Origin of the sequence: Eudoraea algarum (assembly GCF_050589645.1) — a bacterium.
In the GTDB taxonomy this organism is placed as follows: Bacteria; Bacteroidota; Bacteroidia; order Flavobacteriales; family Flavobacteriaceae; genus JBNGOQ01.
This window is the reverse complement of sequence record NZ_JBNGOQ010000001.1, coordinates 91,686-106,615: the sequence shown is the minus strand read 5'-3', so window position 1 is coordinate 106,615 and position 14,930 is coordinate 91,686. Positions and strand designations below refer to the sequence as shown.

Genomic DNA, 14,930 nt, shown 5'->3' with positions numbered 1-14,930 from the left:
AAGGCAAAGCGTTCATCTGAAAATAAATTTCCTTAAAAATCCAGGTCCTCCAAATCGTCTTCCAGATCGGTATCCTTTTCTATGGCTTCCCTGATCTTGGTACAATCTATGTTTATGGACATGCCCTCGGGCTCGGGAAATGCCCCGGTGGAAACATCCAGTTCCTCGTTGGCGTAGTTCTTTTTCATATAAAGTCCCCAAATGGGCAAGGCCATGGAAGCGCCTTGGCCGTAAGTAATGGTCTGGAAATGAGTGGCCCTGTCCTCACCGCCTACCCAGACACCGGTGACCAAATTGGGAACCATACCCATAAACCAGCCATCGCTTTGATTTTGCGTGGTCCCTGTTTTTCCCGCTATGGGGTTCTTAAGTTCGTAAGGATATCCGGTAATAATCTCCTTGTATTCCGTGGCCTCCTTCTTATAGGTGTGGCGCAAGCGGGTACCGGACCCTCCTTGGGTAACACCTTCCATCAGGTTGATCATGGCGTAGGATACGTCCTTGCTCAGTACGTCCTTTGTTTTGGGAACATACTCGTATAGTACCGTCCCATTTTTATCCTCTATTCGGGTCACCATGACAGGCTTCACATACACCCCTTGGTTTACGAAGGTGCCGTAAGCCCCTACCATCTCATAGACATTAAAGTCTGGCGTACCCAGGGCGATGGAGGGCACTTCCAGTATTTCCCTGGTGAGTCCCAAGTTCTTTACAATAGAGACCACGGCCTTAGGACCTACCTGGTCTATAAGCTGTGCGGTGACGGTATTGACCGAATTGGCCAGCGCATTTTTTAGGGTCAGCATCTTACCCGAATATTTTCCAACGGAGTTTTTGGGACACCAAGGCTCCGGGTTTCCATGTTTTTCCGCTTCTATGCAGTATTGATTGTCCGGCAAGGAATCGCAGGGGGAATACCGTAGTTGGTCAATGGCCGCAGCGTATACGAAAGGTTTAAAGGTAGAGCCTGCCTGACGTGCGCCCTGTATCACATTGTCATACTGAAAATGTTTGTAGTTAAGGCCGCCCACCCAAGCCTTAACATGTCCTGTCTGTGGCTCCATGGACATCATGGCCGCCCTGAGAAAGGTCTTGTAGTACCTAATGGAGTCCCTGGGCGTCATTACCGTATCTTTTTCCTGTGTCTCACTGTTCCAATCAAAAACGGTCATCTCGGTTTTCTGATCGAAGGAAGTCTTTATTTCTTCTTCGGATTTTCCTTGGGATTTTAACACCCGCCAACGTTCGGAATTCTTCATGGCGCGTTCCATGATCCGGTCTATTTCACTTTTCTCAAGATCTAGGAACGGGGCCGTTGGGTTGCGATCCGGCGTATTTTGATGAAAAAATTCGGCCTGCAAGCGTTTCATGTGCTCCCGCACCGCTTCTTCCGCATTGGCTTGCATACGCGAGTCAATGGTCGTGTAGATCTTTAGTCCGTCCAAATAAATATTGTATTTGTCGCGCTCCCCATCCTGTATGGGCTTAGGGTTTTCCTGGATCCATTTGTTCATAAAACCTTGGAGGTACATCCTAAAATAAGTGGCCAAACCTTCACGATGGGATTCCGGGCTAAAATTGATGTCCATCCTTAGGGCCTGCAGCGAATCTTTCTCCGCCTCGGTGATATAATCGTATTTTGCCATTTGGGCCAAGACCGTATTTCGTCGGTTCAACACCAATTCCTCTCGCCGAATGGGGTTGTAGAGTGAAGAATTTTTGAGCATACCCACCAGCACGGCGGCCTCCTCAATCTTCAGGTCTTTGGGCTCCTTTCCAAAGTAAATTCGCGAGGCAGAGCGGATTCCATCGGCATTGTAGTTGAAGTCATAGATGTTCATGTACATGGCAATGATCTCTTGCTTGGTATAATTCCTTTCCAAACGGGTTGCAATGACCCACTCCTTTACTTTTTGGGTAATCGCTTGAAACTTATTTTTGGAACGGACTCCCACGAACAATTGTCTTGCCAGCTGCTGTGAGATGGTACTGGCACCACCTCTAGTGCCAAGAAAGGCCAAGGCCCTAAGCGTGCCCCTGGCATCAATTCCTGAATGTGAATAGTAACGGGCATCTTCCGTGGCCACCAGGGCGTCTATAAGGTCCTGGGGCAGGTCCTCATAGGAAATTGGGGTCCTGTTGTCGTCCAAATAAAATTTTCCAAGGGTCTTGGCATCGGAGGAAATGATCTCCGTGGCCAGGTTGGTCTGCGGATTTTCCAAACGCTCAAAGGTGGGCATTTCACCGAAGGCTCCCCAGGAGGCCAATAGAAAGACAAGGATCGCCAAAAAAAAGCCCGAGGCAAATAAGATCCAGAACCATTTGATGAATTTAAAAAAGGGATTTTGTTGCTTTTTCTTTTTCACTGCTGCCATACGCTATTACTTGCTTTTTTCAATTTCGAAACCGACATCGACAATGCCGCTCAAATCTACCACCCCGTCCACACTTCCGTTTTTTCGCATGGCATGGGACAGCAGTAAAGTATATACGCCGGTATCGGGAAAAACGATGTTTTCCCGGTACCATAATTTGTTCTCCTTGATACTCCCATATCCTTTCCCCAACCACTGCCCGTCTGGCATGGCCATTTCATACTCCAGGGTATCCCTTACGCTCTCGCCGTTCGGATAGGTGAGCTCGGTTATTAAAAAAAGGTTGCTATAGGGAAAGGTATTATCGTTCCGGATATTGATGAACATATCATAGGGTATTACCGTATCCAGTTCGGAAAAAGAAAACTTGATCGTATCATTCTTGCTCCAGCTGTTTCCCTTTGTTGCCTGATACTCGGAATGCACCGTGCGCTCATTGCAGGAAAGAAGCAAAATGAAAAGTATGCTGATAGCGATAAACTTATGCATTTTTGGCAGGTCTTTTTCTTTGGTTCCTTCTTTTCTTGTTCTTGTTTTTGTTTCGCTTTCTAGTGTTCTTGGGCCTATCGAAACGGGTAAGGCTATCCTGCCCTACAACATTTTCGAAGACCGATCTTTCCTCCTGTATATTGTCTGCCGCGTATTCTTCCAAACTGGCCACCTTCTCCTTTTTTTTGTTTTTTTCGAGGATTTCGTGAACCTGCGCTTTGGTGAGGGCATGCCAATTGGCCGGTTCGTCCTTATAGGAGTACCAGAGGGTTCCCTTGAAAATATCCGTTTTTTGACAAAAGGCTAGGCCCTTTTCCGTAAAGAGCTTGCTATCATGTCCTGGAAAATCCTTTAGGGCCTCGAGATAGACATCCAACTCATAATTAAGGCAACATTTTAGTTTGCCGCATTGTCCGGCAAGTTTCTGGGGATTGAGGGAGAGTTGCTGGTAGCGTGCAGCCGCGGTGCTTACCGATCTAAAGTCGGTCAGCCAAGTGGAGCAACAAAGCTCCCTGCCACAGGACCCGATTCCCCCCAAGCGTTGTGCTTCCTGCCGATAACCTATTTGGCGCATCTCGATTCGAATGCCGAAGGCTTTTGCCATATCCTTGATCAACTGGCGAAAGTCTACCCGTTCCTCTGCGGTGTAGTAGAAGGTGGCCTTGGAGCCATCGCCCTGAAACTCTACATCGGAAATCTTCATTTGCAGTCCCAAAATAATGGCTATTTCCCGGGAGCGTTTTTTTATCTCCTCTTCCCGGTTCCTGCATTTTTGCCATTGATCGATATCCCTTTGGGAAGCTTTGCGGTATAGCTTGGGAAGGTCGCTATCCTTCGCATCCACCTTTTTCCTTTTCATCTGCACCCTTACCAACTCTCCGGTAAGCGTTACCATGCCTACGTCATGGCCCGATTTTGCCTGGGTGGCGACGATATCCCCTATGGAGAGGGATAGGTTATCCGGATTCCTGAAAAAATCTTTTCGGCTATTTTTAAACCGCACCTCAACACAGTCAAATGGTTTTTCCCCAGTAGGTAGGGACATATTGGAAAGCCAATCAAAAACCGTTAATTTGTTACAACCATCTGTGCCACAAGTACCATTGTTCTTGCATCCACGCGGTTGTCCGTCTTTACCGGTCGAACAACTGCTACAACCCATAATCTATATCTTGATTTAACAAAAACCCGTTGTTTTTGCTAAAATAGGTTCATACTAATTTCCCCAAAGATAGTACAAATTGTAGCGGATGCGAAATGCCAAGGACGTGGTAAAAACGGATTTTTGGGATTCACTTCTTAAATTTCAGGACCTCGGAACGTCCTTTTTTAAAAATCTTGTTGCTTGCGCCTTTCCCCTTTCTTAATTTCTTTTGCTCTTCAAAAGGCAGGTTGTGCACCTGTTTGCACTGGTCCGAGCAACAGTTGTCCATGGCCCTGGCACATGCTTCGCATTGAATGAACAACAAATGGCAGGCTTCATTGGCACAGTTTACATATGTATCGCAGGGCTTCCCACATTGATGGCAGTGGGCAATGATATCCTCCGAAATACGTTCGCCCCTTCGGTGGTCAAAAACAAAATTTTTGCCCCTAAACTTGTTCTCCAGTTGCTGTTGCTCTACTTGTCGTGCATATTCAATAATGCCCCCTTCCAATTGATACACCTTTTTAAAGCCTTTGTGCTTATAGTAGGCACTTGCCTTTTCACATCGGATCCCACCCGTACAGTACATGACCAATTTCTTGTCCTCCTTATGGTCTGCAAGATCTTTTTCTATGATATCGAGTGAATCCCGAAAGGTATCCACATCAGGGGTGATGGCATTCTCAAAGTGTCCTATTTCACTTTCGTAGTGGTTGCGCATATCAACCAAAAGGGTATCGTCATCCTCAATAAGCGCATTGAATTCCTTGGCATTTACATGCGTCCCTTTGTTGGTAACATCGAAGGTGTCGTCATCCAAGCCATCTGCCACGATCTTTTTTCGGATTTTTACCTTAAGCTTTAAAAAAGACATATTGTCCTGTTCAATAGCTATGTTCAGGCGGATATTCTCCAAAAAACGAATACTGTCCAAGTGATTTTTGAAGGCCTCAAAATTCTCGGCAGGAACGGATAGTTGTGCATTTACTCCCTCATGGGCCACATAAATGCGGCCCAGGACGTCCAGTGCATTCCAGTGAATAAACAAATGGTTCCTAAATATGGTCGTGTTGTGAATATGCGCATAGGCATAAAAAGAAATCGTAAGGCGTTCCTTTCCCGCTTTTTCGATCAATGCAGCCCTTTCCTTTGCGCTTAATGTATTGTACAGTTGCATGCTATACCTCTAGATTAAGTTGAAGAAATTGTTTAGGGTGCAAAAATAATCATAATACGGTCTATAAATTAAAAAGAGCCTTGAAAATTTTCAAGGCTCTTTGAAGACCACTCCATTTTTTCTTTTTCACAGAATTTAAACCTAGGGTCGTGGCCACCGCTGCCCATGGGCCTTTTACAGCCATGGTATATCTTTGAACTATAGCACTTTTATAGCTTAGATACAGGTTTTCCAAAAAGGTTGCGTGCCCGTTGGGATATGCAAAAAGAAATGCTAATTTAGCATCCCTAAGATTATATGAAATGAGTACCGAAAAAGACGCAAAATTAAAGGCCCTTAAGCTGACCCTTGACAAGTTGGATAAGACATACGGCAAGGGTGCCGTTATGAAGATGGGAGATAGTGTTGTTGAAGATGTGGAAGTAATTCCTTCCGGTTCCCTTGGTCTGGACGTTGCTTTGGGCGTTGGTGGGTATCCTCGGGGTAGGGTAATAGAAATCTACGGTCCCGAGTCTTCGGGTAAGACCACACTTACCCTGCATGCCATGGCGGAGGCCCAAAAGAACGGTGGTATAGCGGCCTTTATTGATGCGGAACATGCTTTTGATCGCTTTTACGCGAAAAACTTGGGTGTGGATATCGATAATTTGATCATCTCGCAGCCCGACCATGGGGAGCAAGCATTGGAGATTGCCGATAATTTAATTCGTTCCGGTGCCATTGATATTGTCATTATCGATTCCGTCGCCGCCTTGACCCCAAAAAGTGAAATAGAGGGGGAAATGGGCGATTCCAAGATGGGACTTCATGCACGCCTCATGTCACAGGCGCTCCGGAAGCTGACCTCTACCATAAGCAAGACCAATTGCACGGTGGTCTTTATCAATCAATTGCGTGAAAAAATTGGGGTGATGTTCGGAAATCCGGAAACGACCACAGGGGGCAATGCACTCAAATTTTACGCCTCGGTGCGGCTCGATATCAGAAGGTCTACCCAAATCAAGGATACCGACGGAAGCGTTCAGGGCAACAAGACCCGTGTAAAGGTGGTGAAGAACAAAGTGGCCCCGCCCTTTAGAACGGCCGAATTTGATATTATGTACGGCGAAGGGATTTCCAAGGTCGGAGAGATTCTTGACCTGGGGGTAGAATATGAAATTATCAAGAAAAGTGGTTCCTGGTTCAGTTATGGCGACACCAAACTGGGACAGGGACGGGATGCGGTAAAAAGCCTACTTCAAGATAACCCCGAGCTCTCCGAAGAATTGGAAACCAAAATAAAGGAAGCCATCAAGGTGGTAAAGGCCTAAACCAAAATTCGGGTATTTCGGCGGATTTGCTCTTTTAACTACGCAACCTTTGTCAAGGCCCAACATCTTTAAACTAAAAAAGTAAAGATGGCTGTAAAGAAGATCTTTTTTATCCTTTTTATTGCTCTGGCAACACTCCTCTTTACATCATGCGATATTGATGATGGAGTAAGTTTCAATTTTGTTCCCTTGCAGATTGTAAGCGTGGAGGTTCCGGAATCCTTTGATTTAAATCGCACCCATCAAATACGCGTCACCTATTTAAGGCCGAACGGTTGCACCAGCTTTCAAGGATTTGATATTAGCAACCCGGACACAACGGTCCGCAATGTGGTCGTAATCGGTGCCGTTAGGGCCGATGAGGCGTGCTCCCAGGAAACAGCCGAGGTGGAGGTCTCGTTTGACTTTATCGCTTTGTTTACAGACACCTACTTATTTCGGTTTTGGACCGGTGAAGACACGGATGGGGAATCTCAATATTTAGAAGTGGAGGTACCTGTCAATGCAACGCCAATCAATTGATTTAAGTAAGTAGATAATCTAACCAACACGTATTTTGAGTCTGGAAGAACTCATAGCCAATTGCAAAAAAGGCAATAGAACAGCCCAAGAACAGCTTTATAGGAAGTATTCCCGTATTCTGTTTGGTATCTGCCTTAAGTACTCCCGCAATAAAACGGAAGCGGAGGATAATCTGCATGATAGCTTTATGACCATTTTCAGCAAAATCGACCAGTTTAAGTTCAAAGGTTCCTTTGAGGGTTGGATCAAACGGATTACGGTGAATACCGTGTTGCAGAAGTACCGTAAGGAGGAATATTTAAACGTGGTCTCGGAAAATATCCAGGAAGAGGCCGAAGTAGATTCGGGCTATGCCGATATTAGTTTGGCGACCCTGTTGCAATATATACAGGAATTGCCCAACAAGTACAGGCTTACCTTTAATCTATACGTTTTGGATGGATATACACATAAGGAAATTGCGGGGCTGTTGGGCACATCTTCCGGAACTTCAAAATCCAATCTTGCACGGGCAAGAATGATTTTAAAAGAAAAAATAGAGACCGACCGCACCAAGGTAATCGTTGGTATGCTGGTCTTTTTTTTGGGGTCTTATGTATAAGGTCTTGAAGAGGGAAAGAACATATAAAATTGCATAATTCATTGCAACATGAGTAAGAAAAAAATTGACAATTTGTTCCTAGCAAAGTTGAAGGACTTTGGTGAAGTTCCCGACGAAAAAGTCTGGAAGGCCATTGTTACTTCCCTGGACCAAAAGAAAAAAACCCGCAGGGTAATCCCCATTTGGTGGAGGCTTGGCGGTGTGGCTGCGCTATTGGCCATTGTATTTTATTTGACAGACCCCTTGAGCGATACGGAAGGTGATACCATTATTACGGATACGCCCCAGGTCGAGGAAAACGACGGTACACTTAGGGACAGTTTTGAGGTCCCCGAAACGGCTGATGAAAAAGTAGCAACATCCCCGGAAAACACCGAGAGCGGTACCAAGGAAGACCAGCAAACGCCCTCCTTGAATACATCCCCCCAGGACACAGGTGAAGACGCACAATTGGCAGGTACGGATAAAGGAACAAACGAAAAAGAAACCCAAGTTGCGAACGTGAAGGGGTCGGCAAGGAACAAAACGACCCAAATTGCCGCGACGGACACACAAAAGGATATAAGCAAGAATCAGGTCCCTGTTGACAGGGATAAAAATGTGGTGGCAATGACGGAAGGAAGGACCAAGAACGACCCGGACAGCGTGGGGGAGAATACCCCTGTGGAGGAAAAGGGCAAGGATGGACTCCCTGTTGAATCCAACTTGAAAAACCCTTCCAGGACGGAGGGAATAGCGGAAGCTCAAGGGCAAAAGGAAGAGAATACGGCGGAAGAAGCAAATAAAAAATCTATTTTCGAAGCCATTGCGGAACAGGAAGAGGAAACCCTGGTAACAGAAAACAAGGGTGGTAAATGGTCCGTAGGACCAAATGTAGCTCCGGTATTTTTCGATTCCTTCGGCGAGGGATCTCCGATCCATTCGAGCTTTGCCTCCAATTCCAAATCCGGGAATTTAAATCTCAGTTATGGGCTTTCCGTTTCTTACGAGCTCAGCAAGAAATTGAGCGTCCGCACGGGAGTCCACAGAGTGGATTATGGCTACGATACCGATGAAATCTTATTCTCCTCATCCATAGATGGCTCTACCAATGACATCATTGATAATATTAATTATGCCCAAGCTTCTAGAAATTTGGTGGTGCAGAGCAAGGCCGATGGTAATCTCGATTTTGCGTCGGCCAACCTTGAGTTTGCTGCGGATGTTCCCTCGGTAGATGGTAGGATGGTACAGGAATTTGGTTACCTGGAAGTACCGTTGGAACTCAACTATGCCCTGGTAGATAAAAAAGTTGGGGTAAACATCGTTGGCGGTGTAAGCTCCCTGTTCCTCGTGGACAATTCCATTACGTTGGTGGGCAACGGACTTTCCACAGAAGTAGGGGAGGCCAATAATTTAAACAGTGTAAACTTTAGTACAAACATAGGTTTTGGTATAAATTATAAGTTTAACCCTAAGGTACAATTGAATGTGGAGCCTGTATTTAAATATCAACTGAACACTTTTTCGGAAACGGCTGGCAGTTTTAGACCGTTTTCCATAGGTGTCTACAGCGGGCTCAATTTTAAATTTTAAAGAGGTTGGTTAGGTTAGTTATTGCCCCAAGCAATAACGCCTTTGACGCCCTGGCGATACCGTCAGGGCGTTTTTTCTGGTTCTTTGTGGCCCATATCGGCCTTTAGTTCCTGTAGAATCACATTTCTCACCTGTTCCCGCAGTATGGATTTATCCTCCTCTTTCAGTTGATCCGTTTTGAAAAAAGTATGTACCCTTACCCTGGTCCTACCCGGACCCCCGCTAAAAAAGGTGAACGAAAATCGCTTTTTGTTGTCATAGAAGGTAATGGGAACAACGGGAATGCCATGGGCTATGGTCATCTTAAAGGCGCCGTCCTTAAATTCGTCCAACAGCACATGTTCCTCGGGGACCCCGCCTTCGGGAAAAATACAAATGCTCAGGCCTTGGCCCAACCTTCTTTGCGCCCGCATATAGACCCCTGTTCTACTCCTGCTGTCCTCACGATCTACCATGATGCAGACCCGTTTATAAAAAAACCCAAAAATGGGAATCTTCACCAATTCCTTCTTTCCCACAAAGACAAAGGGGTTTTTACTTGTTCTGAGCATGAGCATAATATCGAGCATACTGGTGTGGTTGGCCACCAACATATAACTCTTTCCCCGAACCATCTTCTGTTCCCGGATAATCCTTGGGAAACACCCCATGCCATAAAGAATAGGTGCTGCCCATAGGTTGCGGGCCAGCCAAAAAAACTGGGGATAGGTCCTTTCGGAAAGGGTAGACAACAAGAGGAATGGAAAAAAAAGTGCGATGGGAAGGGTAACCAAAATATAAAACCAAATACGGTAGAGGGTATAGCCAGTTTTTTTCAAAAGGGAAAGCATAGGGCCAAAAATACTAATTTAGCGCAGTATTCCTTTCATCTTTTTTGTGTTGGAATCCTTGTTTGGCCGATAATGCCAGCGACCGCGAGAAAGCCCTCAAAACATACCAATAAGTATTTTTGTGGTTTTATTTCCTTTGGCACCGATGCCCGAATTAATCGGATTTCTTTTACCTTTGAGGTCTTAATTCATTTAAATGGCACGAATCCTTACGGGAATACAGAGTACGGGGACCCCTCATCTGGGCAATATTTTGGGCGCAATAATCCCTGCAATTGGCATGGCTCAAGATCCAAAAAACGAATCCTTTCTCTTTATTGCGGATATGCATTCGCTCACCCAGATAAAGGACGGAAACACACTTCGCGCCAACACCTATGCAACCGCCGCGACTTGGATGGCCTTTGGGCTCGATATTGAAAAGACCGTCTTCTACCGTCAAAGTGATGTGCCACAGGTTACAGAGCTAGCCTGGTATCTCAGCTGTTTTTTTCCATATCAACGGTTAACGCTTGCCCATTCCTTTAAGGACAAGGCCGATCGCTTGGAGGATGTTAATGCCGGTCTGTTTACCTATCCGATGTTGATGGCGGCCGATATTCTTCTATACGATGCCCATATCGTTCCGGTAGGTAAGGATCAATTGCAACATTTGGAAATGACACGTGATGTGGCCTCACGTTTTCACAATCAATTGGGGGAGACCTTTGTACTGCCCGAGGCCCAGGTTCAGGAGGAGACGATGTACGTTCCCGGTACCGATGGTGAAAAAATGAGCAAAAGCAAGGGGAACATCATCGATATCTTTCAACCCGATAAAAAATTGCGGAAGCAAATTATGGGCATCATAACGGACAGTACTCCTATGGAAGACCCGAAGGATCCCGACAGTGATAACGTATTCGCCCTTTATAAAATACTCGCTTCGGCCGAGCAAATTGATGAAATGCGCTCCAATTACACCAACGGTAATTATGGGTATGGACATGCAAAGCAGGCGCTTTTTGAGCTTGTTCTTGAAAAATTCGGCAAGGCCAGGGAACAATTCGATTATTACATAAACCACCCCAAGGAAGTGGACGAAGCACTGTTTGTAGGGGCCGAAAAGGCCAGAAAAGTGGCTGATACCGTACTGGACAGGGTCAGGAACAGGTTGGGGTACTGATTTAGCGGGTAAAAAACCACTCGGTCGGTTTAACATCCCAAGCTGCGCCCTGTTTTTGTCTGACTTCGGATTTCTCAACCCCTTTTATCGATTAAGTACTGGAAACAATGCATTGAGCAGGCCTTAATTCTTAGGGAAAAACCGTTTGGTCGGTTAAAATGCTAGATCGCTTCGAACAATTTTCCCGGCAGCGGACGTATAACCCCTTTCATTTCCATGTTCAAAAGGGTGGCGGACGCCTTAAAAATTGGAATTTGACATTCCAAGGCTATCCGGTCCATAAGTTGCCTGCCCTCTTTTTGCAGATAGGTATAGATTACCTTTTCAATTCCATCCAACTCCACAAACAGCTGCTTTTGTACCCCTGTGGCCTTTTTTTCGGCCACTTCCCAATTCAAAAGATAGACCAGGTCCGCAGCGGAGGTCATTATATGTGCTTTTTGCTGCTTTAGCAGCTTGTTACAGCCTACACTATACTTGTCCTTAATTCGCCCAGGCACAGCAAAAACATCCCTGTTGTAGCTATGGGCAATGTCTGCTGTGACCAAACTGCCCCCCTTTTCGCCAGACTCAACAACAACCGTTGCTTCGCTTATACCGGCAATAATCCGATTTCTTCTAAGGAAGTTTTCCCTTTCCGGCTGGCTAGTACTCCAAAACTCCGTTATGAATCCCCCGTTTTTTTCAATTTCCTTTACGTATTTCCGGTGGATTTTGGGATAGGTCTGGTTAAGTCCGTGTGCCAAGCAACTTATGGTCTGCAATCCATTGGCAAGGGCCGCCCGTTGTACACAGATGTCCACTCCGTAGGCAAATCCGCTCACGATCACCGGGTTTAAAGGGGCCAATTGGGCCATAAATTCTTCACAAAAGCTAGCTCCGTAACTGGTAATGTTCCTAGTGCCCACCACGCTGATCACCTTACGTCCCTTAAGGTCAATATTGCCCCTTTTAAACAATAGGATAGGGCCGTCCAAGCAATGTTTTAAATAAGCGGGGTAGTCGGCGTCCCCAAAGTAGGAATAGGAAATATTACGATTCTCAATATATCGGAATTCGGCTTCCGCCGCCCGTAAATACTGGGTATCGTGCAAATGTTTGACCGTGAGGGAGCCTATTCCCTCTATTTTTAAGAGCCGCTGCACTTTATCCTGAAAAACTGCAATTGGACCACCACAATGGGCAATTAGCTTTTTTGCCTTAACGTCGCCGATATTTGGGATATTCTGCAAACGAAGGACCGCAACTAGTTCATCTTTAGTCATTTACGAATTCCTTTTGGTTAGTTGTTCACAAAACGCATATGGTATAATGTTAATAAAAAGTTAGGTATGGTGCATAGAACCTTTGGAATTTTTGCAATATTTGTTCCTATGGGAACGGAAAACTATATAGGAGAGCTTCTATATAGGTACAATTGTGTGGTTGTGCCCCAGTTTGGTGCGTTTCTTACGCAACCCAAGTCTGCCGTTATCCACAAGGCCACCAATACCTTTTACCCCCCCTCAAAAACCCTTGCCTTTAACGAACAACTTTCCACGAATGATGGATTGTTGGTGTCCTATATGGCTGAGGCGGAAAAAAGAACCTATGAGGAAGTGCTCCAACAGCTTCAGGCAACGGTGAAGTTATGGAGGCAAACATTAAAAAAGGAACGTTTGCAGTTATCCAATATCGGAGAACTATGGTTGAATAAGGAGGGCAAAATCCAATTTCAGCCTTCTTATCAGACCAACTATTTAACCGCTTCCTATGGGATGTCCTCTTTCGTTTCTGTTCCTGTGGTACGGGAGGAGTTAAAAGAGGAAGTGGTGGCGCTGGAAGAAAAAATTCCGTTTATCATTACCCCGGAACAACGCAAAAAAACCTCGTATAGGCCCTATCTGAAATATGCGGCCATCCTTCTATTAGCTGTTTCCACGGGACTTACGGGATATAAGTTCTACAATGAGAATCTGGGTACGCAGGAGTTGGTAAGGGAACAGGCTCAGGAACAACTTTCCAAGAACATACAGGAAGCAACCTTCTTCAATACCGCGCCGCTAGAGCTGCCGAGTCTTACGGTAGAGGTGGTAAAAAAGAACCGCAGGACCCATCATGTAATCGCCGGAGCCTTTAGAATTGCTGGAAACGCTGATAAGAAGGTGCTGCAACTTCAAAAAAGAGGGTTCGATGCCGCCAATATCGGCACCAATCAATACGGCTTGCACCAGGTTACCTATGCCAGTTTTACTGATGCCCAAGAGGCTTTGGAATTCCTGAGAAAAGTAAAACGCACCGAGTCTAGCGAGGCTTGGTTGCTCTCCAAAAAATAATCCTTCCTCCGCTTTCCGTTCTCTTTTCCCGATGTATCTTTGTGCAAAATTACAACTATGCGTTCCAAAACACCCAGTAATTCCAGAACCGTTATGACCGATATGGTCCTCCCAAGCGAAACCAACCCCTTGAACAACCTTTTTGGCGGTGAGCTTTTGGCCCGAATGGATCGGGCGGCAAGTATTGCCGCAAGACGGCATAGTAGAAGAATTACGGTGACCGCTTCGGTTAATCATGTCGCATTTAACCGTGCTGTGCCCTTGGGTAGCGTGGTAACCGTTGAGGCAACGGTATCCAGAGCCTTTAGTACCTCAATGGAGGTATACCTGGATGTTTGGATGGAAGATCGTTTTAGCGGGGAACGTTCCAAAGCCAACGAGGCCATCTATACCTTTGTAGCTGTGGATGATACCGGAAAACCTACCGCGGTTCCACCAATAGCGCCGGAAACCGAACAGGAAAAGGAGCGTTTTGAGGGTGCTTTGCGAAGAAAACAATTAAGTTTGGTCTTGGCGGGCAAGATGAATCCCAACGAGGCTACGGAGCTCAAGGCCCTGTTCACGAATTAAACGGGCATTCAGCTCAAAAATCAAAATTATCGGGGTCGGGACCAAAGCGTTGCCCTTTGTCCAAGCTGTCCAAAAAGGCCACGTCTTCCGCAGATAGTTCAAAATCAAAGATTTCCGCATTGCGCTGTATCCGCTCTTCCTTTACCGATTTTGGAATGGTTATCACCCCCTTTTGCAAGTCCCATCGCAATACGATCTGGGCAACGGATTTCCTGTATTTACTGGCCAGTTCCTTAAAACTGTCCATGGCGAAAATTTTGCCTTGCATCATTGGCGACCAGGCTTCATACTGTATTCCCTTGGCTTTACAGAAATCCAGCAAGGGCTGTTGAACCAAATACGGATGGAATTCCATTTGATTTACCATAGGAACGACTTCGGCCTGTTCCATTACATCTTCCAAATGATGTTGCATAAAATTACTTACTCCTATGGCACGTATGCGCTTTTCCCTGTACAATCGTTCCAATGCCCTCCAAGTCTCCTTGTATTTGTGCGCCACAGGCCAATGAATCAAATATAGGTCCAGATAATCCAGGTCCAACCGTTGTAAGCTGGCATCAAAGGCCCTTAGGGTGCTATCGTAACCCTGATCTGCGTTCCATACTTTGCTTACCACAAATACCTCTGAACGGGCTATGTCACTTTCCTTAAGGCCCTGGCCCACTCCCTCCTCATTCCTGTATATGGAGGCCGTATCGATATGACGATAGCCTGTCTGAAGCGCCCATTTAACCGCATTGATTACTTCCTGACCGTCTTCGGACAAATATACCCCTAGACCAAAATAGGGCATTTCAACTCCATTGTTTAGCGTAAAGGTACCTTGCAGATCCGTAATTTGCCTCATTTTT

Annotated in this window: 14 protein-coding genes; 7 read left to right on the top strand and 7 right to left on the bottom strand. The window is 45.8% G+C overall.

Features of this window, described 5'->3' with window-relative positions; all coding sequences use genetic code 11:
• Window positions 1–32: 32 nt before the first annotated feature.
• The 4 genes from ACRD67_RS00485 to trhO all read right to left on the bottom strand — a co-directional run bounded on the left by ACRD67_RS00485 (window position 33) and on the right by trhO (window position 5,188).
• Complete coding sequence (locus ACRD67_RS00485; protein ID WP_430964985.1) at window positions 33–2,375, bottom strand: penicillin-binding protein 1A; 2,343 nt, start codon at window positions 2,373–2,375, stop codon at window positions 33–35.
• 6 nt (window positions 2,376–2,381) lie between these two features.
• Window positions 2,382–2,864, bottom strand: coding sequence for a gliding motility lipoprotein GldH (locus tag ACRD67_RS00480; protein WP_430964984.1), 483 nt, complete (start codon window positions 2,862–2,864; stop codon window positions 2,382–2,384).
• Window positions 2,857–4,026, bottom strand: a complete 1,170-nt coding sequence (locus ACRD67_RS00475; protein WP_430964983.1) for a PSP1 domain-containing protein — start codon at window positions 4,024–4,026, stop codon at window positions 2,857–2,859. The genes ACRD67_RS00480 and ACRD67_RS00475 overlap by 8 nt, the downstream gene beginning before the upstream one ends.
• A gap of 130 nt (window positions 4,027–4,156) precedes the next feature.
• On the bottom strand, window positions 4,157–5,188 hold the full coding sequence (gene trhO, locus ACRD67_RS00470) for an oxygen-dependent tRNA uridine(34) hydroxylase TrhO (protein ID WP_430964982.1): 1,032 nt from the start codon (window positions 5,186–5,188) through the stop codon (window positions 4,157–4,159).
• Window positions 5,189–5,490: 302 nt separating this feature from the next.
• Here trhO and recA point away from each other — a divergent pair, with 302 nt between their 5' ends.
• The 4 genes from recA to ACRD67_RS00450 all read left to right on the top strand — a co-directional run bounded on the left by recA (window position 5,491) and on the right by ACRD67_RS00450 (window position 9,196).
• Window positions 5,491–6,498, top strand: coding sequence for a recombinase RecA (gene recA, locus ACRD67_RS00465; RefSeq protein ID WP_430964981.1), 1,008 nt, complete (start codon window positions 5,491–5,493; stop codon window positions 6,496–6,498).
• Window positions 6,499–6,585: 87 nt separating this feature from the next.
• On the top strand, window positions 6,586–7,020 hold the full coding sequence (locus ACRD67_RS00460; RefSeq protein WP_430964980.1) for a hypothetical protein: 435 nt from the start codon (window positions 6,586–6,588) through the stop codon (window positions 7,018–7,020).
• 34 nt (window positions 7,021–7,054) lie between these two features.
• Window positions 7,055–7,621, top strand: a complete 567-nt coding sequence (locus tag ACRD67_RS00455) for an RNA polymerase sigma factor (RefSeq protein WP_430964979.1) — start codon at window positions 7,055–7,057, stop codon at window positions 7,619–7,621.
• Between the two features lie 48 nt (window positions 7,622–7,669).
• Complete coding sequence (locus ACRD67_RS00450; protein ID WP_430964978.1) at window positions 7,670–9,196, top strand: outer membrane beta-barrel protein; 1,527 nt, start codon at window positions 7,670–7,672, stop codon at window positions 9,194–9,196.
• 62 nt (window positions 9,197–9,258) lie between these two features.
• On the opposite strand, the gene ACRD67_RS00445 is transcribed toward ACRD67_RS00450, so the two are convergent.
• Window positions 9,259–10,026, bottom strand: a complete 768-nt coding sequence (locus tag ACRD67_RS00445; RefSeq protein WP_430964977.1) for a lysophospholipid acyltransferase family protein — start codon at window positions 10,024–10,026, stop codon at window positions 9,259–9,261.
• A gap of 196 nt (window positions 10,027–10,222) precedes the next feature.
• Between ACRD67_RS00445 and trpS the strand changes: the two genes are divergently transcribed.
• Complete coding sequence (gene trpS, locus ACRD67_RS00440) at window positions 10,223–11,191, top strand: tryptophan--tRNA ligase (protein ID WP_430964976.1); 969 nt, start codon at window positions 10,223–10,225, stop codon at window positions 11,189–11,191.
• A gap of 161 nt (window positions 11,192–11,352) precedes the next feature.
• Here the strand turns inward: trpS and dprA are convergent, their stop codons facing one another.
• Window positions 11,353–12,456 carry a DNA-processing protein DprA gene (gene dprA, locus ACRD67_RS00435; RefSeq protein ID WP_430964975.1) on the bottom strand — a complete coding sequence of 368 codons (1,104 nt, stop codon included), beginning with the start codon at window positions 12,454–12,456 and terminating at the stop codon, window positions 11,353–11,355.
• A gap of 108 nt (window positions 12,457–12,564) precedes the next feature.
• Here dprA and ACRD67_RS00430 point away from each other — a divergent pair, with 108 nt between their 5' ends.
• Together ACRD67_RS00430 and ACRD67_RS00425 are read left to right on the top strand one after the other, a co-directional pair.
• Window positions 12,565–13,506, top strand: coding sequence for an HU domain-containing protein (locus ACRD67_RS00430; RefSeq protein WP_430964974.1), 942 nt, complete (start codon window positions 12,565–12,567; stop codon window positions 13,504–13,506).
• Window positions 13,507–13,563: 57 nt separating this feature from the next.
• Window positions 13,564–14,076 (top strand): acyl-CoA thioesterase, encoded by a 513-nt coding sequence (locus tag ACRD67_RS00425; protein ID WP_430964973.1) that lies wholly within the window; start codon window positions 13,564–13,566, stop codon window positions 14,074–14,076.
• A gap of 13 nt (window positions 14,077–14,089) precedes the next feature.
• Here ACRD67_RS00425 and ACRD67_RS00420 read toward each other — a convergent pair whose 3' ends face one another.
• Window positions 14,090–14,926: an aldo/keto reductase gene (locus ACRD67_RS00420; RefSeq protein ID WP_430964972.1), complete on the bottom strand. Its 837-nt coding sequence runs from the start codon at window positions 14,924–14,926 to the stop codon at window positions 14,090–14,092.
• Window positions 14,927–14,930 lie beyond the last annotated feature (4 nt).